The sequence below is a fragment of the Massilia sp. CT11-108 genome (assembly GCF_047302915.1).
GTDB lineage: Bacteria > Pseudomonadota > Gammaproteobacteria > Burkholderiales > Burkholderiaceae_D > Telluria > Telluria orientalis.
In genome coordinates this window covers 14,449-33,159 of record NZ_JBKYMO010000017.1, presented here as the reverse complement: position 1 = coordinate 33,159, position 18,711 = coordinate 14,449, and the positions used below count along the sequence as shown (strand labels likewise).

At 64.6% G+C, this 18,711-nt stretch carries 18 protein-coding genes; 9 read left to right on the top strand and 9 right to left on the bottom strand.

Annotated features, from left to right (window positions below):
* The 3 genes from ACEN88_RS03710 to ACEN88_RS03700 form a co-directional block, all read left to right on the top strand.
* The coding region (locus ACEN88_RS03710; protein WP_413337452.1) for a PhzF family phenazine biosynthesis protein at positions 1-403 on the top strand (403 nt) is incomplete at its 5' end.
* Positions 404-532: 129 nt separating this feature from the next.
* Complete coding sequence (locus ACEN88_RS03705; RefSeq protein ID WP_413337451.1) at positions 533-1,306, top strand: hypothetical protein; 774 nt, start codon at positions 533-535, stop codon at positions 1,304-1,306.
* 100 nt (positions 1,307-1,406) lie between these two features.
* Positions 1,407-4,367 carry a putative bifunctional diguanylate cyclase/phosphodiesterase gene (locus ACEN88_RS03700; protein WP_413337450.1) on the top strand — a complete coding sequence of 987 codons (2,961 nt, stop codon included), beginning with the start codon at positions 1,407-1,409 and terminating at the stop codon, positions 4,365-4,367.
* On the opposite strand, the gene ACEN88_RS03695 is transcribed toward ACEN88_RS03700, so the two are convergent.
* The 4 genes from ACEN88_RS03695 to ACEN88_RS03680 form a co-directional block, all read right to left on the bottom strand.
* Positions 4,364-4,705 (bottom strand): DUF4124 domain-containing protein, encoded by a 342-nt coding sequence (locus ACEN88_RS03695; protein WP_413337449.1) that lies wholly within the window; start codon positions 4,703-4,705, stop codon positions 4,364-4,366. The two genes, ACEN88_RS03700 and ACEN88_RS03695, sit on opposite strands and share 4 nt — an antisense overlap.
* A 62-nt stretch (positions 4,706-4,767) precedes the next feature.
* A complete protein-coding gene (locus ACEN88_RS03690) occupies positions 4,768-5,721 on the bottom strand; it encodes a DMT family transporter (protein WP_413337448.1) in 954 nt (317 codons plus the stop codon).
* Between the two features lie 107 nt (positions 5,722-5,828).
* Positions 5,829-6,470 (bottom strand): hypothetical protein, encoded by a 642-nt coding sequence (locus tag ACEN88_RS03685; RefSeq protein WP_413337447.1) that lies wholly within the window; start codon positions 6,468-6,470, stop codon positions 5,829-5,831.
* A gap of 66 nt (positions 6,471-6,536) precedes the next feature.
* The gene (locus ACEN88_RS03680) at positions 6,537-7,118 is read right to left on the bottom strand and encodes a hypothetical protein (RefSeq protein ID WP_413337446.1); all 582 of its coding nucleotides are present in this window, start codon (positions 7,116-7,118) and stop codon (positions 6,537-6,539) included.
* 332 nt (positions 7,119-7,450) lie between these two features.
* Between ACEN88_RS03680 and ACEN88_RS03675 the strand changes: the two genes are divergently transcribed.
* Genes ACEN88_RS03675 through ACEN88_RS03665 form a run of 3 tightly spaced genes read left to right on the top strand, consistent with a single transcriptional unit; the run spans position 7,451 to position 10,069 of the window.
* A complete protein-coding gene (locus ACEN88_RS03675; protein ID WP_413337445.1) occupies positions 7,451-8,968 on the top strand; it encodes a TadE/TadG family type IV pilus assembly protein in 1,518 nt (505 codons plus the stop codon).
* Positions 8,965-9,459, top strand: a complete 495-nt coding sequence (locus ACEN88_RS03670) for a TadE/TadG family type IV pilus assembly protein (RefSeq protein ID WP_413337444.1) — start codon at positions 8,965-8,967, stop codon at positions 9,457-9,459. Before ACEN88_RS03675 ends, ACEN88_RS03670 begins: the two co-directional genes overlap by 4 nt.
* A 49-nt stretch (positions 9,460-9,508) precedes the next feature.
* Complete coding sequence (locus tag ACEN88_RS03665; RefSeq protein ID WP_413337443.1) at positions 9,509-10,069, top strand: TadE family protein; 561 nt, start codon at positions 9,509-9,511, stop codon at positions 10,067-10,069.
* A 41-nt stretch (positions 10,070-10,110) separates the two neighbouring features.
* Here ACEN88_RS03665 and ACEN88_RS03660 read toward each other — a convergent pair whose 3' ends face one another.
* From ACEN88_RS03660 to ompR, 5 genes are all read right to left on the bottom strand, one after another.
* Positions 10,111-10,563, bottom strand: coding sequence for a hypothetical protein (locus tag ACEN88_RS03660; protein ID WP_413337442.1), 453 nt, complete (start codon positions 10,561-10,563; stop codon positions 10,111-10,113).
* Positions 10,556-11,284, bottom strand: coding sequence for an AraC family transcriptional regulator (locus tag ACEN88_RS03655; RefSeq protein ID WP_413337441.1), 729 nt, complete (start codon positions 11,282-11,284; stop codon positions 10,556-10,558). The genes ACEN88_RS03660 and ACEN88_RS03655 overlap by 8 nt, the downstream gene beginning before the upstream one ends.
* Positions 11,285-11,532: 248 nt before the next feature.
* Positions 11,533-11,892 carry a YXWGXW repeat-containing protein gene (locus ACEN88_RS03650; RefSeq protein WP_413337440.1) on the bottom strand — a complete coding sequence of 120 codons (360 nt, stop codon included), beginning with the start codon at positions 11,890-11,892 and terminating at the stop codon, positions 11,533-11,535.
* Positions 11,893-11,999: 107 nt separating this feature from the next.
* On the bottom strand, positions 12,000-13,346 hold the full coding sequence (locus ACEN88_RS03645) for an ATP-binding protein (RefSeq protein WP_413337439.1): 1,347 nt from the start codon (positions 13,344-13,346) through the stop codon (positions 12,000-12,002).
* Between the two features lie 29 nt (positions 13,347-13,375).
* The gene (gene ompR / locus ACEN88_RS03640; RefSeq protein ID WP_056137191.1) at positions 13,376-14,140 is read right to left on the bottom strand and encodes a two-component system response regulator OmpR; all 765 of its coding nucleotides are present in this window, start codon (positions 14,138-14,140) and stop codon (positions 13,376-13,378) included.
* Between the two features lie 219 nt (positions 14,141-14,359).
* Between ompR and ACEN88_RS03635 the strand changes: the two genes are divergently transcribed.
* From ACEN88_RS03635 to ACEN88_RS03625, 3 genes are all read left to right on the top strand, one after another.
* The gene (locus ACEN88_RS03635; RefSeq protein WP_413337438.1) at positions 14,360-14,740 is read left to right on the top strand and encodes a hypothetical protein; all 381 of its coding nucleotides are present in this window, start codon (positions 14,360-14,362) and stop codon (positions 14,738-14,740) included.
* 117 nt (positions 14,741-14,857) lie between these two features.
* Positions 14,858-16,741, top strand: a complete 1,884-nt coding sequence (locus ACEN88_RS03630) for a flagellar assembly protein A (protein WP_413337437.1) — start codon at positions 14,858-14,860, stop codon at positions 16,739-16,741.
* Between the two features lie 75 nt (positions 16,742-16,816).
* Complete coding sequence (locus ACEN88_RS03625) at positions 16,817-18,682, top strand: M2 family metallopeptidase (RefSeq protein ID WP_413337436.1); 1,866 nt, start codon at positions 16,817-16,819, stop codon at positions 18,680-18,682.
* The last annotated feature ends 29 nt before the right edge of the window (positions 18,683-18,711 follow it).

The following is an 18,711-nucleotide window of genomic DNA, read 5'->3' as shown; positions in this document are numbered from 1 at the left end:
CCGGCTGGTCATTTTTTCTATACCAGCGATCACCCAGCCCGGGCGGGGGCTGGCCAGCCGCGACCTGCTGGCCGCCATGCGCTACGACCTGGAGGCGGGCCGCGCGCTGATGGAGAAGCACGGCCTGACGACGATCGTGCTGGCCTGGGTGGAGTCCCCGCGGCGTTTTCATACCCGCAATCCATTCGCGATCGGCGGCGTCTACGAGGACCCGGCCACGGGCGCGGGCACGGCCGCACTGGCCGGCTACCTGCGCGACCTCGGCTGGCCGCACGGCGGCGCGATCGACGTCGTGCAGGGCGAAGACATGGGGATGCGGTCGTTATTGCATGCCGAAATCGGTCCGGAACCGGGTGGTTCGATCCGCGTTAGCGGGACGGCAAGAATGTTGGTGAAAGACTAATGAAATTGATCATGATTTATTGAAAATTGAAATAGGGGCAAAAGACACGCTTTTTCGACAATTTGTTAACCCCTGCAACGTTGATAAAGTTCAAAACATCCGTTTCTGAACATCAACACAGGAGTCAACATGGAAATGCGCCACCCCGGCGTTCTTCGCCCCGCCGTTTCAGGCCCCGCCGCCGGCGTGGGCAAGCCGACCGAACGCCTGCCCTTCACCATCCGCCGCGTGGACAACGAGGCCGACTTGTGGAAAGCCGTCCGCGTGCGTCACGCGGCGTATGCTCGCCACGTCCCGGACTTCGCGCGGCAGCTCGTCAAGCCCGAATCTGCCGACTACGGCGACGACGCAATCGTTTTCCTCGCCGAATCCAAGCTGGACGGCGCCCCGCTGGGCACGGCCCGCATGCAGACGAACCTGTACGAGCCGCTGCATGTCGAAGAGTCCGTCGAGCTCCCCGACTGGCTGCGTGGCCAGCCGCTGGCCGAGATGAGCCGCCTGGGCGTGGACAACGGCCGCATCGGCCGCATGGTCAAGACCGCGCTGCTGAAGGCCGGCGTCATGTATTGCCAGCAGAACGGCATCCACTGGGCCCTGGCGACGGGCCGCGCGCCGATCGACCGCCAGTACGAACAGCTGACTTTCGTCGACGTGTTCCCGGAACTGGGCTTTGTCCCGCTGCGCCACGTGGGCAATATTCCGCACCGGATCATGGCGTTCGACATCACGACGATCGAGGAGCGCTGGACGGCCGCGCAGCACCCGCTGCTGAACTTCTTCTGCCACACGCACCACCCGGACATCGATGTCCGGGGCCATGCCGGTGTGCGGCCGCCGTTACCCAATGCGGGCAGGATGGGTGTTGTAATGCAGGCATCGGAATGGCATGAACTTGTTGCCTGATCCATTAATTGCATGACGGCACTACTGTAAAGCTGTATCCTTGCGAAACGATAACGGCCGCCCGCGCCCACGGGCCGCGATACGAGCTTCGCAGATACTCATGCAATTCACATCATCCGGTCGCTGGAAACTGCCGGGCATGGCGCAGTCCGCGCTGGACCTGACGTTCAAGGCGTTCGCCTATTATCTGATTCCGATCGTGATCGGTGTCGTTTCCATCGTCGCCCTCGTGTGCTGGGACAGCCAGTACGTGTCGGGCAGCAGCGATGCGCGCGACATCCGCGTCCTGAAGGAAACGGCTCCGCTGAGCCCGCCCGCGGCCAACGCCCGCCTGCATGCCGCCGTTCCGGTGTCGTACTTCGACACCCACCTGTCCGAAGCGCCCGTGTGGTTCCGCTTCAGCACGCGTCCGCGCGCGCCCGGCAGCATCGTCGGCGACGTCATCGAATTCCCGTCGCGCCACGCGGTCGATATTTCCTGCTGGGACGCCGCCACCCTGCAACTGCTCGGCATGGCCACGCGCGAGCAGGGCACGCCCTATCTGCATTCGTCCAAGGCGGGCTTCGCCCTGCAACTCACCGATCTGCCGCGCGAGATCCTGTGCCGCGGCACCTTCGCCGGCCCCGCGCGCGTGAACGTCGTGCAATGGCCGGAGACCCAGTTCGACCTGTCCGTCGAGGGGTACCACCGCAAGTCGGGCCTGCTCGACGGCGGCATGATCGTGCTGTCGCTGTTCGTCCTGATCACGGCGCTCATCAACCGCCAGCCTCTGTACGTATTGTTTTCCGGCTGGCTGCTGCTGAACCTGCGCATCGCCGGACTGTCGGCCGGCTGGGACATCCAGTGGCTGGGCATGACCGTGCCGCCGCAATGGATGCTGCTGGGCCGCTCGCTGACGATCGCGTTGTACGGCGTGTCCACGCTCACGCTGTACCAGGCCCTGTTCCGCGAAGAGCTCGTCAAGACGCGCTGGGCGATCCCGCTGCGCATCACGCAATGGGCGTGCATCCCGCTGCTCATCGGTGCCGTCACCATGCCGTACGGGACGTTCCTGCCGATGCTGTGGGTTATCATGGCCTTCGGCTTCACGCTGATGACGCTGGGCCTCATCACGATCATCATCCGTTCGCGCAACCGCGTGGCGGGCTGGTTCGCGGCCTCGTTCGCGCTGACCTATGTCGCCTCGCTGGCCGAGGTCGTGTCGGCGGCGCTCGGCATGCACCAGGTGCTGAACGTGATCAACAGCGTGACGGCGGCGCTCGCGTCGAGCCTGCTGGCCGCGCTGGCCGTCGCCGAGCAGATGCGCATGGAAACGCAGAAGCGCCGCGAAGCGCAGGAAAAGCTGGAACATGCCTACGAGGCGATGCCCGTCGGCCTGTTCACGCTGGATATGTACGGCAATATCGTGAGCGCCAACCCGGCCATGCGCAAGATGCTGGGTATCACCGAGATTGTCCCTGGCCGCACGTCGTGGAAGCAATTCTTCGCCGACAGCCTGTGGTCGGAATTGCTGGAGCAAGTGCACCTGCGCAGCGACGCCGAGATGCAGATCGCCAGCCGCGACGGCGCCCAGCGCTTCATGGTCAGCGCCACGCTCGCGCGCGGCCGCGTGGAGGCGGTGCTGCAGGACGTCACCGAGCAATACCAGGCCACCGAGCAACTGCGCTTCATGGCCAACAACGACCCGCTGACGAAAGTCTTCAACCGGCGCGGCATCGAAAAGATGTTCGAGGGCGCGGCCCAGCTGCTCAACGCGGGCAAGCCGCTGGCGCTGGCCTACATCGATCTCGACCGTTTTAAACTGATCAACGACCTGTTCGGCCACGCGGCCGGCGACGAAGTCCTGAAGCAGGTGTGCGAACGCATGGAACTGACCCTGGCCGGCGGCCAGAAGATCGGCCGCGTGGGCGGTGACGAATTCGTCATCGTCATGCCGGATACCGCGATCCCGCTGGCGTCGCTGATCTGCCGCGGCATCGTCGACCGCATCGGCGGCACGCCGTACCGCGTGGGCGACAAGGCGTTCCACGTGCGCGGCTCCGTCGGCCTGATCGAGGTGTCGCCGGGCATGCCGATGAAGGATGCCGTCTCCACCGCGGACCGCGCCTGCCGCGAGGCGAAGGGCGGGCACCACGAAGGCCTCGTCGTGTACGAACGCGGTTCGAACGCGTTCCAGGAGCGCACCAACGAATTGAACCTCGTCGCGCGCCTGTCCGGTCCGGACGCGACCGAGGGCATGTTCCTCGAGATGCAGCCGATCATGTCGCTCTCCGCGCCGTACGAATCGCTGAACTTCGAGGTGCTGCTGCGCATGCGCGAGGCGGATGGCCGCGTGGCCCCGGCCGGCCCGCTGATCGCTGCCGCCGAGAAGAGCGGGCGCGCGGGCGTGATCGACCGCTGGGTGCTGTCGACGACGCTGTCGTGGATCGAGGACAACCTGGAATCGCTGACCAATACGCGCTTCGTGTGCATGAACCTGTCCGGCGCGTCGCTCAACGACGAGCGCTTCGTGCAGGACACGCTGGAAGTCCTGGCCCGCTACACGCACGTGGCGAGCCGCCTGTGCATGGAGATCACGGAAAGCGTGGCGCTGCACGACCTGGACAACACGCGCCGCTTCATCGACCAGGTGCGCAACTTCGGCGTGAAGGTGGCGCTCGACGATTTCGGCGCGGGCTACACGTCGTTCTCGTACCTGAAGGAGCTGCCGGCGGACGTGCTCAAGATCGACGGCAACTTCATCGTCAACATCAACGCGCACCCGGCCAACGTGGCCATCGTGGAAGCGATCGTCAGCCTGGCCGGCAACCTGGGCATGCGCACGATCGCGGAGTGGGCCGAGGACGCGGCCACGATCCGCACGCTGGCGGAAATCGGCGTCGACTACGTGCAGGGCTATGCGGTGGCGCGTTCGCAGCTGCCGGAAAAGCTGCTCGCGGCAAGTTCATCGGCGAGTTTCATCCAGGGCGAGGACGTACTGCAGCTCGTGCGCACGCTGGGCAGCTCGGCCAACGAGTCGGACCTGCGCGGGTTTGCCCCGTACGACGAGCACCTGTTTTAATTCAAACCGGCCAGGCGCGGGCGCGCATCCTGCAGCATGAGCATGCGCCGCGCTTCCTTCAGCGTGGCGATGTCGCGCGCCAGCTTCACGGGCGCCGCGAGATTCGGCCGTTTCCACGTCACGCGCGGCAGCTCGCCCGCGGGCAGCACGTGGCGCTGCGGCGGCAGAGGGCCGGTGTCGCGCGACACGGGCGTCGAGACGGAACCGGACGCGCAGGGCTGGTCGGTCAGCGTGACGTGGCCATTGCTGTCCACACATTTAACGATCTCGCCGGCCCATGCCGGTACCGCCAGTACCGCGGCGGCGATCATGCTCAGCAGTCTAACTGGGCGTTTCATGGTGTTCTCCTGTGTCAGGTTCCCATCGTGCCCGGCGCGGCCGCCTGCCTCTGTTCGGTGCTTCACCCAGTGCGCATGTCGGCCTCCAGCGCCGTCGTGGCGCGCGTTTCTTCGCGATGTGCCCGCGTGCACAGGACAACTCCCGCGACCAGCAGCACCAGCGCGGCCGCTTCGAGCGGCGTCGGCCAGCGGCCTTCCCACAGGTAGCCGTACAGCGACGCGAAGATGGTCTCGAACACGATCATCTGCCCCGTGAGCGTGAGCGGCAGCGCGCGGCTGGCCACGTTCCACAGTCCATTGCCGAGCACGGAACAGAACAGCGCCATCGCGCCGATGAGACCGGCGAAGCGCAGCCAGTCCGCGTTCGTGTGGACGAGCGTGTCGCCATAAAACGCGGGCACCGCCAGCACGATCGCCTCGAGGCCCGTGACGACGCCCGTCAACAGGCTCCAGTCCTGCGCCGACACGTGGGCCAGTCGCGCGAGCCAGCGGCTGTTGCTGACGGCATACGTCGTCCACGACACGAGCGCGCCACCGGCGCACAGCAAGCCCGTCAGGGAGCCCCAGCCGGAGGTGGCAAGCGATTGCGAGCTGATGCAGACGAGCCCCGCCGTGCTGCAGGCCAGCGAGGGCAGCAGGTCGCGCAGTGTCGGAGAATGGCGCTCGCGGCTGCCGACGAGCGTGACGGCGAGCGGCAGCAGGCCGATCACGAAGGCCGTCATCGCGACGCCGCCCGTCTGCACGGCCTTGGCCAGCAACACGTAGTAAAGGATATTGCCGATGAAACTGAGCCACGCGAGCGCCCGCCATTCGCGCCACCCGAGCGCGGCCTTCAGCCGGCGCCACGACGGCGCGACGAGCACGGCGGCGACGAGCCCGTAGGCGAGATAGCGCCCGGCGGACAGCTGCAGCGGCGGAAAATCGGCGGCCAGCTTGGGGGCCAGGAAGACGAGTCCCCAGAACGCGCCGGCGACGATGCCGGCCGCGATGCCGAGGAGGGTTTTGTGCGTGCTCACGGGATGCTCCAGATGCGGAAAGCATCCATTGTCGGGGGAGGGCGGCAGGGTGTCTTGGCTGGAACTACTGGCGAATTGACCGCGTCTCTCGATGCCTGTTTTGCGCGCTAGAGCACTGCCCGATTCTGCGAAATCGACCGGTTGAATTCGAGCCAGCTATTGCCGAGCTCCGTGATCTGGTAGTCGTTGCCGATACGCTGCAAAAACAAATTCGATTCCAGCCAGATCCGGATTTCCTCGCTCATCATGGGCGCTTCGAGGCCGCATTGAATGCTGTTGAGCGCACGCACGCAGGCATAATGCTTCAGCGCCTGCCGCCCTTTCACGGTGATCACGGGCTTGCCGTCGTCATCCAGCTGAATCAGGCCAAACCGTCGCAATTCAACGGGACACTCGGCAATCGTCATCCTGTGCATGCCGGTGTCCGCTTCAAAGCGAAGACGGTGCAGGATCGCCATCGCTGCCGAGTCGAGCGTGACCGGTTCGTCGTCGTCGGTCGACGCTGGATGCGGGGCCGCGGACGCAGACGGCGCTTCATCGGTACGACGTCGCTCCGCGCGGCGCTCCTCGGGAATGGCCAGCACGCGCTCGACCAGCGCCTCGTCGAGGCCATTTCGCAAGAGTAGATTTTTCGCGGCGGCGTTGCCGAAACTGCGCCGCATGGCGAACATGGTGCGCAGGATTTTTGCGGTGACGCCATCGGTACGTCGATCTCCCGAGCGTCGATCAGGGTGAATCACGAGAGCCATGGCCGCCAAAAGATGTGTCGATGATTAATAATAACAAAAAATCATCGAAATTGGAGGCTCAGTCTGTCATGTCTTACGTTTGAAGCCGTTCCGATAAGTCAGCGCCACTAGCGAAACGGCGATAACCCAGAGTGCCCATGCGTCTAGCATGTAGGGCAACAGGGCCACTGGATTCCCAGCAGGCGCCAGGACGCCTCCGGACACCAGGGCCGCGCCGGCGCCCAGGACCAACACTGCGCTGGATACGAAGAAGTGCCGCAGGCAGAAGCTGATCCTGGACCAAGGGAAAAAGATCAGTCCAGCTATGCAGAACATGAAAAGGGTGCAGGAACCGGATTTTATGGACAGCCCCCAAAGCCCCCCGATCACTGCCAATGCCAGGCACGGCAATATATCTCCGGCGCTATAGCCACGTGATGCAGCCTGGGTGCCGGGAGTGATACTGCCGAATCCAGGCCACCATGTCCTGCACCTGCGTAGTGCGAGGGAAGAAATAATGCAGCCGATGAATATGACCGCGAGATGCAAGCGTATTCCCCCGCCGCGCTGCAAAAGCAGGATTTCAAGCACGCTCCAACCAAGGATCGAGCAGAAAAATACACTGAACGTCAGGTTTGCCGTTGCCGAGTCGATTGTTCTGCGAACCATGATGATGGCTTTCCAAAGTCAATGGGCGACGGGTTCGACGTTTGTGAATCACAGGAAATGTCTAGTCTGCTCGTCCGAGAAATTTGCCTCAAGCAAGCGCCTGCCTAAAGTTGATGTGGCTCAGTCGTTGCCAGACCATTTGAGGCCTCAGAACGTCCTGGTTGTTCAATGCCCCGCTGGCTCGCTGCCTGGGCGCAGACAGTGTTGTACGTTCTCCGCATCCCAATCGAGATTGCTGGGAATCAATGCCACAGTGTTGCTCAACCTTAAAATTTACCGTGACTCTATTTAATTGATCTGTCGCAAAAATCGCCAGATGAAGGAGGAACGAGATGAAAGAAAAGATGCCCATGCTCGATCGGAATTCCCCTTTCCTGACAGGCTGGTCATTCTCTTGTTCCGGTCACGGCATAAATCGGGAAACTGGCGCAATCGCCATCATGACCGCCGTACTTCTGCCCGTAATTTTTGGCTTTTTTATGCTTGCTCTTGATTTCTCGCGGATTTACAACCGTAAAGTGGAAATGCAGACCTTGGCTGACGCAGTTGCGATCGCCGCAGCAAAAAAACTGGATGGAACAAGCACTGGAATCAGCGCGGCGCTGGCTGCTGCGCAGGGCGTCGTGGAAGACCCGGCGAATGGTCCCAGGTACGACTATCTGAACAATATTACTTGGGAAAATGCCGCGATAAAATTCGGGGCTTCACCTGACGACAACACGGGCTGGAAATCCGATGGAGAGGCGGCAGCTGCTCCAGCCGGGCTGGTCTTCGTAAAAGTGGACACCGAGCTGCTGAGCGGACATTACGGAAAAGTCGACATGTTCTTCGCTCCCATACTGTCCTCATCTTTCGGTTCCGTCGAAATCGGCCACGTTACCATTGCAGGCAAGGCGCGCCTCCAGGTTACGCCGCTGGCCATTTGCGCCATGTCTCCCACGGCGAGGGCAAGGCGCCAGAACGCGAACGGGACCCAATACGACGAACTGGCCGAGTACGGTTTTCGCCGCGGTGTCGGCTATAACCTCATGAACCTCAATCCGAACGGGCCGACAGCAATGAGTTTCCAGGTCGACCCGGTTTCATTGGCAGGCGGCGCTACAACCAATTTCAATCAATCGATTTACGAGCCGTATATCTGCACGGGAACGATGGCCGTCGCGAAAGTGACGGGTGCGACGGTCGCCGTCCAGAGCCCATTTCCGATTGGTACGTACTACAGTCATCTCAACTCCCGATTCGACCCTTATTCAGGGACCTGCGACGTCAACACCTCGCCGCCGGACAGCAATGTCAAGCAATACGCGTTTGCTGGCGTGAGCTGGATGTCCACGAAGGCTACAGTCCAGGTTGCAAAAACGGATACCTCGACTAGCGCAAAGCTGCAGACGGTTGCCGAGATCGGGCCGACGAATTACCCGACTGCGGTGGATTACGGAGCGCTCTGGTCTTTTGCCCGCGCGGTTCCCTGGTCGTCCGTTGCAGATCCTGCCGCACCGGAACCCGCCGGGGGCTATACGTCCTTCAATGCAACTTCACTCATCTGGAGCAAGTTGTACGGCTCGGCTTCGTCGGTTGGGACCTATCCGGGCTCGACACCTTATCTCACGACCAGTGGCAGCTCATATTTTCAGACTCCACCAACAGTGGCGCGCCGGCCCGGCGCCAAGAATAGACGGGTCCTGAACCTACCCCTGCTTTCGTGTCCGGTCACCGGCTCTACCGCGACGGTGCTTGGGATCGGGAAATTCTTGATGACCATACCGGCCGATTCCGGCTCCATCTACGCGGAGTTCGGCGGCCTTGTGACTGACGATCAGCTGGGCGGGCCAGTGGAGATCTATCAATGAGCGCACCGATTCGAAAACCGTCCTTGCGCAAGAGAGGCAGCGTTGCCGTCGAGTGCGCAATCGTACTTCCCATTCTCCTGCTCCTGATAAGTGGCGTGTTGTTCTTTGCCCGGGTTTTCTGGTGCTACACCGTCGCGCAAAAGGCCGCGCATGACGGCGCCAGGTTCCTGGCGGCGACAACTTTGCGGGAAATCGCGCCATCGTCAGCCGGCCCCGTGGTACCGGTTGCCGTGGTGGCACAGAAAATCGCAATGGATGAGCTCGCAGAACTGAACCCTGGCGGGGGCATCAGCGCTACGGCCCTGTGTTACGTAGGTAGTCCGACCCCGTACTGGGACCTTTGCTACGGCTACGACGTCCCGAAGAAGGTGTCGGTACGCGTCACCGTTTCCGTTTCCGACCCGTTCTTCGATCCATTTACAGAACTATTTACCGATGGAGGGCCAATCATTCTCAGGGCGGTCATGGCAACGGACTATGTAGGGGGCTGAGGTGAGGAGATTATCAATTCGGCCCCCGCGGTGGGCTGCACAAAGCGGTGTGGCGGCAGTTGAATTTGCGCTTGTCGCGCTTCTGTTTTTCACGGTGGTATTCGGCACCATAGAGTTCGCCCGGATCATGTATATGTACAACACACTCGCCGAGGTCACCCGGAGGGCAGCGAGGGCCGCCGCCAATATCGACTGGCGCGAAACCACCGAATTGGATCTTGCAAAGCAGCACGCGATTTTTCGAGATTCCCCGGGAGAACTTCCATTCGGTGCCCCCATCACTGACCAGCACATTCGCATCGACTACTTGTACCTCACACAGGGCGCGACGACGACTTACGAACCCATCTCGGCCGGATCCATGCCCGGCAGCCCCGGCCAGAACCGTCACAACTGCCTGACAAATCCTTACGGCAGCGCAACAAGCCCATCCAATACCTGTATTCGCATCGTTCGTGCCCGGATATGCAAACCCGATACCGATTGCGAAGCGGTCGACTACCAAATTCTGATCCCACTCCTGAACCTGGGCGTAAAACTCCCGACGTCCACTACGCTCGTCAGTGCCGAGACGCTGGGCTATCATGCTGGCGATCCGGTTTCACCTTAGCGTCCGCTTCGGGCGAAAGGTCAGTCTTCGGCCAGCAGCTTTCATTTCTTGCGATGAAACCGCTGTGCCCCGATGGGCTTCCCGGCGGCATACTCGATCAATTCGATATGCTGGGTATCGTAGATCAACGGATAATTGATCCGCACCGCCGAGCCACCGCTGCCGCACGTACCGCCATCCAGCTGGAGCAGATAGGTCGGTATGCTGCCCTTGGCCCCCGCGATGAACTTCGTGCCGCGCGCGTTCACGTACACCGTTCCCGGCTTTTCCTGTTGTACCGCGAATCGGCGCATGCACTTGGTCACCGACTTGTCCCGCCCATGCCAGGCGATGGTGTCGCCCTTCACGGTAAGCGTCGTGTAGGGCGATCCCGCCTGATCGTCCGCGAGCCAGCGTCCGGCAAACGGCACGGGTTCCGCCAGCACGGACGAACTGCAGCCAAGGCCGGCCACGACCGCAACGAGCCGTGCGCAAGACATCACACGCTCAGCCATGCCGATTCGCCCGCCGATACGCCCCAGGCGTCATCCCCGTCACGTCCCTGAGCGCCCGCGTCAGCGCGCTCTGGTCCGAAAAGCCTGCCGCCAGCGCGATGTCGGCGATGGAGCGCGACGTGTCCCCCAGCCACGCCTGTGCGCGTGCCAGGCGGACGTCGCGCAGCCACGCGTGCGGGCTCGTATCCAGTTCCGTGCGGAACAGGGCGTGCAGGCGGCTGACGGACAGGCCCGCACGGCGCGCCATCGAATCCGTCGTCCAGGCGAGGCCGGGCTCCGCTTCGACGCTGGCCATGAGCGCGGCGAGGCGCGAGGTGGGGCGGGGGGCGTCCAGCGCGATGGTGTCGAGCAGCAGCGGGACCCAGCCGCGCAGCAGTCCGCGATCGAAGGCCTGCGTACGCATCACGCCCATGAATTCGACCAGCTTGCGCGCGCCCGGGCCGAGGCTCATGAACGGGCGGTCGAGCATGCGGTCCCAGGCCGGGTGCGACATGGCGGCCGGTTCGACGTCGAGGATCAGCGACCGGTTGGTCCCGATGCCGCACTGGGCATGCCAGGCGTTCGGCGCGACGCAGGCGGCGCGCAGCGGGTCGAGCCGTCCCCGGCGGCCTTCGATGTCGAGCAGCACGGCGCCGCTCACGGGCAGTACCAGCTGGGCGAACACGTGGCGGTCGGTGACGATGTCGGCGCCGTAGGTGCGCAGGTGGAGGTCGGTATCCATGGCGGGCAGTCTAGCAGTGATTGTGCGACAGGGCCTACAAGTCGACGGGAAAAAATTTATGCGCCTGCCCTCTTGCAGGCGCGGCCGCCGTCCCAATTTGCCATCCTGATTCAGCGCCTTCGGGCGCGTGTCTCCTCTGTCTCCTCCAAGTGCAAACTTGGATTTACCGCCTGGCGCAGCAATGCGCGGGCGGTTTCTTTTTTGTGGTGCGCCCGGCCAGCCTGTCCGGGCGCGGTGCTGCGGCTGCGTCAGTCCCGGCGCGGATTGTTGGGATGATCGTCGAACCGGTTCGGCACGCCGTCGCCGTCACGGTCGCCGCGGCGCCAGCCGCCGCGTTCCATCACCCAGCGGCCGTCGCGCTCGACCCAGGTCGGGGCGCGGTAGGCGTAGCCATGGCGCTCGCGCAGCCATTTGCCGTTCGTCCAGACGTAGCGGCCGTGACGCCATTCCCAATGGCCCGGCGCCCACACGTAGCCGTGGCGCGCGGCCGGGATGCGTTCGTCGCGCGGTGGGGGCGGGGCAGTGCGGATGACGACATCGGCGGCGGCCGGCAGCGCGACGCTGCCGAAGGAACCTGCAACCAAAGCGGCAATGAGCAGTTTTTTCATCTTGGCCTCCTCATAAGTAGGTGTAGGCCGACTGTACTGCCGCGTTGCGGGCGCGACCGTGCGGCGGTTCGCTTAACGCCGCAACTGATGATGCCGGAAGGGAATGCTCAGGTGGCCAGCGGCAACGCGAACTGCAGCACAAGGCCGCCGCCGTCGCGGTTGCGCACGGTGAGCTCGGCGTTGTGGCGGGTGATCACGCGTTCGACGATGGCGAGGCCCAGGCCCGCGCCGTTGGCCTGGCCGCGGGCGCTGTCCAGGCGGGTGAACGGCCGCAGCAGCTGCTCGATCTGGTCGTCCGGGACGCCGGTGCCGTGGTCGTTGATCTCGACGACCGCGCGGCGGCCGTGGCCCGTCATCCTGACGTGCAGGGCCATGTCGATCTCGGTGACGTCCGTGCCCGGCGTCTTGCCGTAGCGACGCGCGTTCTCGATCACGTTGTTGATCACGCGGCGCAGGTCGGTCGAGTTGCCCATCACGTGGATGTCCGCGTCGATGTCGGTCGTCGTGCGCACGTCCGGCAGGCGGGCGGCCGCGTGCGCGCAATCTTCCAGCAGTTCCGAGAGGTTCACCGGCACGAACGTCGCGCTTTCGGTGGGGCGCGCGAAGTCGAGGAATTGGCCGATGATGGCGTCCATCTGGGCGATGTCCGACTGCATGCCGGTGCGGGCTTCGTCCGACAGCGGCGCCATCTCCACTTCCAGCTGCATGCGCGCAAGCGGCGTGCGCAGGTCGTGCGAGATGCCGGCCAGGATGATGGCGCGGTCCTTCTCGAGCTGCTGCAGGTCGTCGACCATCTGGTTGAAGCTGCGGTTCGCCTCGATGATCTCGCGCGATCCTTTTTCCGGCAGCGGGGTGGGGCGCTTGCCCTGGGCGATCGAGCGCGCGGCCGCCGTCAGGCGCGCCAGCGGCAGGTTGACGAGGCTCGAGATCAGTGCCGCGCCCAGCAGCGACAGCACGCCGACCACCGTGGCCCAGCCGAGCCACTGCACGCGCGTGAGGCCGGGCAGCTTGTCGCGCTCGAGCATGAGCCAGTACTTGTCGCCGTCGATGTCGAAGCTGACCCAGAAGCCGGGGATCTCGTTGACCATGCGCGAGAAGCGCGTGTCCGGCCCCAGCTTGTCGCGGACGAGGGCGGCCACTTCCGGCATCAGCGAATTCGGCGGCGGCGGTTCGACCGTATCCGTCGGCTTCACGTCGTAGATGCGGATGCCCTCGTTCGACACCAGCTCGAACAGCAGCTCGCGCCGCAGGTCGGGCGCGGAGTGCGTCAGCGCGGCCTTCGTGATGGTGACGACGGAGACGAGCAGCTCGGCCGTCTGCTCGACCTGCGGGCCGCGCTGGAAGACATTGAGCATGCCGATCCACGAGGCCATCGACAGGCCCGTCAGCATGGACAGCAGGAAGAAGGTGCGCCAGAACAGGCCACTCTTCATCCTGCCGAAAATCCGCGGCATGGCCTGTTCCTTCGACGTTGATGCGAACACTAGCGCGGCTGGCCTTCAGGAATGAATACGTAGCCCAGGCCCCATACGGTCTGGATGTACAGCGGGCTCGACGGGTCCGGCTCGATCAGCTTGCGCAGGCGCGAGATCTGCACGTCGAGCGAGCGGTCGAACACTTCGTACTCGCGGCCGCGCGCCAGTTCCATCAGCTTTTCGCGCGACAGCGGCTGGCGCGCATGGCGCGCGAACACTTTCAGCACCGAGAACTCGCCCGTGGTCAGCGGCACGGTCTCGCCGTTTTTCTTGAGCGTGCGCGTGCCGAGGTCCAGCACGAAGTCGCCGAATTCGAAGGTCTGCGGCGTCTCGCTCGGCGCGCCGGGGATTTCGTCCGGGCCCTTGCGGCGCAGGACCGCGTTGATGCGCGCCACCAGCTCGCGCGGGTTGAAGGGCTTCGGCAGGTAGTCGTCGGCGCCCATCTCGAGGCCGACGATGCGGTCGACGTCCTCGCCTTTCGCGGTCAGCATGATGATCGGGGTCTGGTCGCCGGCACCGCGCAGGCGGCGGCAGATCGACAGGCCGTCTTCGCCGGGCAGCATCAGGTCCAGCACGAGCAGGTCGTAGCGCTCGCGCAGCCACAGCTTGTTCATCGCGGGCGCGCTTTCGGCCGTCACGACCTGGAAGCCCTGTTCGGTCAGGTAGCGGCGCAGCAGGTCGCGCAGGCGCACGTCGTCGTCGACGACCATGATCCGGGCGGAGTGGCCGCCATTCGCGCCGGCCGTGCCGGCATTCGAGCTCGTTGCATTCATCGTTCTGTCGGATTTGTCAGATTAATGTCGCTATGGTAACGTCTTATGGCTCGACGCCAAGGGGGTATCGTTGAGCCATTACATTGTGTTACAAACTTTACCCAATTCGCCTTATGCCCGAAGACGATTCCTCATACACTGGCCTCATCGAATCGCAGCTTACACTACAGCTCAAAACCACAGCTTACTCCTGACACGGCAACGCGAATGAGGAACACCATGAACAGTGCGTTCACACATCACCACGCAGCGAAAAAGGCCGGCCGCCTGGCCCGCCGCGCTGTGCTGGCGTGCGCCCTGGTGCTGGGAGCCGGCGGCGCGTTTGCCCAGCAACACGGCGACCGGCGGGACGACCGCGGCGACCGGGGTGACTTGCAATCGCAATCGCAGCCGCAGTTCTCGCGTTTCCGCCTGCCTCCGCAGGACCGCGACCAGCGCGACGACATGCGCGCCTACGAGGAACAGCGCCGCGCCCAGCAGCAGGAGCAGCGCGAGCAGCAGCATGAGCGCCGCGGCAGCCGCATGACGCCGGACGAACGGCGCGACCTGCGCCGCCAGATCAATGAAGCGGGCATGGACCTGTACCCGCAGCGTCGCTGAAATTTCTTTGCATCAACTTAGTTGCTTGATGTTTATTTTCAGGTGACAACATGATACGCTAGCCGGATTCTGCCGCGGCCCAGCCCATGCCGCGGCATCAACCGCACGGAGCGTATCGTGACCACAGACCTTTCCGTAACGGCGACCCGCATCGCCGCGACCGGTCCCGAGCATTGCATCGCCAAACGCGACGACGGCGTGTATGCCGATCCCTCCGTGCTCGGCACCACGCTGGTGGCCGCCATCGACAACGTCTACCGCGCGGGGAACTACTTCACCGGGATCGATTATCCCGTGCTGATGAAGGCGCTCTTCGGCCACGGTCCCGAGCTGCCGCAAGGGCCGGACGGCACGACGCTCGTGCGCTTCGCGGCCGACATCCAGACCTTCGATCCGGCGCGCCGTGCGCTGTACCGCGCCGTCAAGATCGGACGCGGCTACGCGGAATATTACTTCGAGCCCGTCTGGCTGCCCGACCCGGCCGACCCCGACGCCGTCGGCTTCCAGACCCGCCTCGATCTCGACGAATTCATCGCCGACGTGTGGATCAAGGGCATCCGCTTCGGCCTCGACCTGCCGGCCATCCGCGCGGCGCTGGAATCCACCAGGGCCGACCGCGTCACGGTCGCGCGCCAGCTTGATCCGGTGCCGGGCGAGGATGCGCACATCGTCGAAGTGTCGGATGACCTCCACCGCAGCGACGCGCCGCTCGAACTGGGCAACGGCCGCCTCGACCTGAACAGCTTCCAGAACCGCTTCCCGCAGATCCAGGCCGGCGTACGCCTATTGAAGAAAGTCCCGGCGACGGCGGGCGCGATGGGCTTCGAGATGTCCGGCGCACCGCTGCCGCCCGAGCCGGGGCGCGACGTCGACCTGCCGGCATATGCGGGCACCGGCACGAAGGTGGAGCGCACGCCGGAAGGCGAGTTCCTCGTGTCCAGCGCGGCCGGGTTCCTGATGGTCGATGCGAAGACGAGTCGCATCTCGGTCGAGGACAAGGTCGTCAGCCGCGACGGCGTCAGTGCCAAGACGACGGGTAACCTGAGCCTGACCGGCGACTACGAGGAGTTCGGCGAAGTCCAGGAAAAGCGCGTGATCGAGGCCGACAGCATCACCGTGCACGGCGACGTGTTCGGCAGCCTCGTGTCGCGCGGCGGCACGGTCGATGTGCGCGCGAACCTCGTGGGTGGCAGCGCCCGCAATACGCGCGGCGACATCCACGTGCGCGGCGTCGCGTCGGCGTCGGTGCTGTGCGCGGAAGACGGCCGGATCGTCGTCGAGCGCGCGGAAAACTGCGTCATCGCGGGCACGCGCGTCGAGGTCAACCATGCCGTCAACTGCGAGATCGTCGGCGACGAAGTCGTCGTGAACATGGCCGAGGGCTGCGCGCTCGCGGGCCGGCGCGTGACGGTGGAATGCACGGTGCCGCGCAAGCAGAGCGAGATGCTCGTGGCCGTGCTGCGCGAGGAAGGCCAGCAGATCGGCGAAGTCATCGCGGCGGTGACGCAGCGCGTCGCGCAGTTCGCCACCCTGGCCGCGCAGCTGAAGGCCGCGCAGGATGCGATGACGGGCAAGCCGGACGTGCGCCGCTACCTGATGCTGGCCACGCGCGTGCGCAAGGGCGAGATCGGCCTGACGCCCGAGCAGGCGCGCCAGTTCCAGAAGATGGCGCAGGACGTGGGCCCGGCGCTGAAGGCGATCGGCGACGTCTCCGCGAAGATCAAGGCCACGGAAGCGGAGCAGCAGGCGGGCACGCACATGCTCGCGAACCTCGAGGCGCAGCGCGGCGACGCGGCCAGCGTCTCCAGCGTGGCGATCGCCTCGGTGCAGGGCGAGACGCAGGTGCGCATCCTCGCCTACAGCCCCGCGGGCGGCCAGCCCTGGCGGTGGACGCCGCGCGAGATCCGCACCCGGCTGCGCGGGCCGCAGGCGGGAGAACTCTTGTTCATGGGCGGCGCGGGCAGCGTCGCGTGGTCCAGCGATACCGTCGCCGCGTCGTAAAGTTTATACTTGGGGGTGGCCACCAGGCCATACCCATAACGACTCCAATCCGACAGAGGGGAAACCTTGAACACCATGCGTCCCATCCTCCAGCGCCGCCCGATCGGCGCGCTGGTCGCCGCCATGTGCGCCGGCGCGCTATTCGCAGCGCCGGTCCATGCCGCAACGAAGGCAGCCAGCAGCAAGGGCAAGCCGACCGTGGCCGAAGCAGAGCGCTTCGTCGCCGAATCCGAAAAGAAGCTCGACCAGCTGGGCCTCGACGCCGGCCGCGCCGAGTGGGTGGCCGAGAACTTCATCACGCTCGACACCGAGACGCTGACCGCGCAGGCCAACGAACAATACCTGACCGTGAGCGGCGACATCGCCCTCAAGGCGCGCCGCTACAACGGCCTGAAGGTCTCGGAAGCGAGCGCCCGCAAGCTGATGCTGATGCAGCAGTCGCTGATGCTGGAGAACGCCGACGACCGCGGCGCGTACGCGCGCCTGGCCGCCAGCATGACGGGCGCGTACGGCAAGGCGAAATACTGTCCGGAGGCCGCTGCTGGCGCGGCAAAGCCGGACTGCATGCCGCTGGGCGAACTGGAAAAAGTGCTGGCCACGAGCCACGACCCCGCGCGCCTGAAGGAAGTCTGGCTCGGCTGGCACGCCCAGTCGCCCGCGTACAAGCAGGATTATGCGAAGTACGTCGAGCTGTCGAACAAGGGCGCCCGCGCGATGGGTTATGCCGACACGGGCGCGCTGTGGCGCTCGCGTTACGACATGGCGCCGGATGCCTTCTCGGCCGAGATGGAGCGCCTGTGGCAGCAGGTGAAACCCCTGTACGACTCGCTGCACACGTACACGCGCTACAAGCTGCGCCAGGCCTACGGTCCGGACGTCGTGCCGGCCGACGGCCCGATCCCGGCCCACCTGCTGGGCAATATGTGGGCGCAGAGCTGGGACAACCTGTACCCGATCCTGAAGCCGGCCGGCCTCGAAAAGGGTGAAGACCTGACGGCGCTGCTGGAAGAGCGCAAGACGAGCGCCGTCGAGATGACGCGCTATGCCGAAGGCTTCTACACGTCGCTGGGCATGCGCAAGCTGCCGGCCACGTTCTGGGAACGTTCGCTGCTGACGAAGCCGCGCGACCGCGACGTCGTGTGCCACGCGTCCGCCTGGGACCTGGACGGCAAGGACGACGTGCGCGTCAAGATGTGCATCACGCCGACCGCCGAGGACTTCCGCGTCATCCACCACGAGTTGGGCCACCTGTACTACGACCTCGCGTACAGCAACCAGTCGCCCATGTTCAAGAACGGCGCCAACGACGGCTTCCACGAAGCCATCGGCGACACCGTCGCGCTGTCGATCACGCCGGCCTACCTGAAGAAGGTCGGCCTGATGAAGACGGACCCGGATCCGAAGCAGGAGATCGGTCCGCTGCTGTACACCGCGCTGCAGAAGATCGCGTTCATGCCGTTCGCGTACAAGGTCGACAAGTGGCGCTGGCAGGTCTACGGCGGGCAGGTCAAGCCGGCCGACTACGACAAGGCCTGGTGGGCGCTGACGCAGCAGTACCAGGGCGTATCCCGTCCGGCACCGATCGCGGACGGCGGCTTCGACGCCGGCGCGAAGTTCCACGTCGCGAGCGACACGCCGTATGCCCGCTACTTCCTCGCCCATGTGCTGCAGTTCCAGTTCCACCGCGCGCTGTGCAAGGAAGCGGGCGACACGGGACCGCTGTACCGCTGCTCGATCTACGGCAACCAGAAGGCCGGCGCCAGGTTCCAGCAGATGCTGGAGATGGGTACGAGCAAGCCGTGGCCGGAAGCACTGAAGGCCGTGACGGGGTCGGACAAGATGGATGCGACCGCGATGCTGGAATACTTCGCGCCGCTCAAGACCTGGCTGGATGAGCAGAACAAGCAGCTGGCCGTCGAAGACGCGAAGTTGAAACGCTGATATACGTTCCGCGTGGGCTCCCGGAGCCC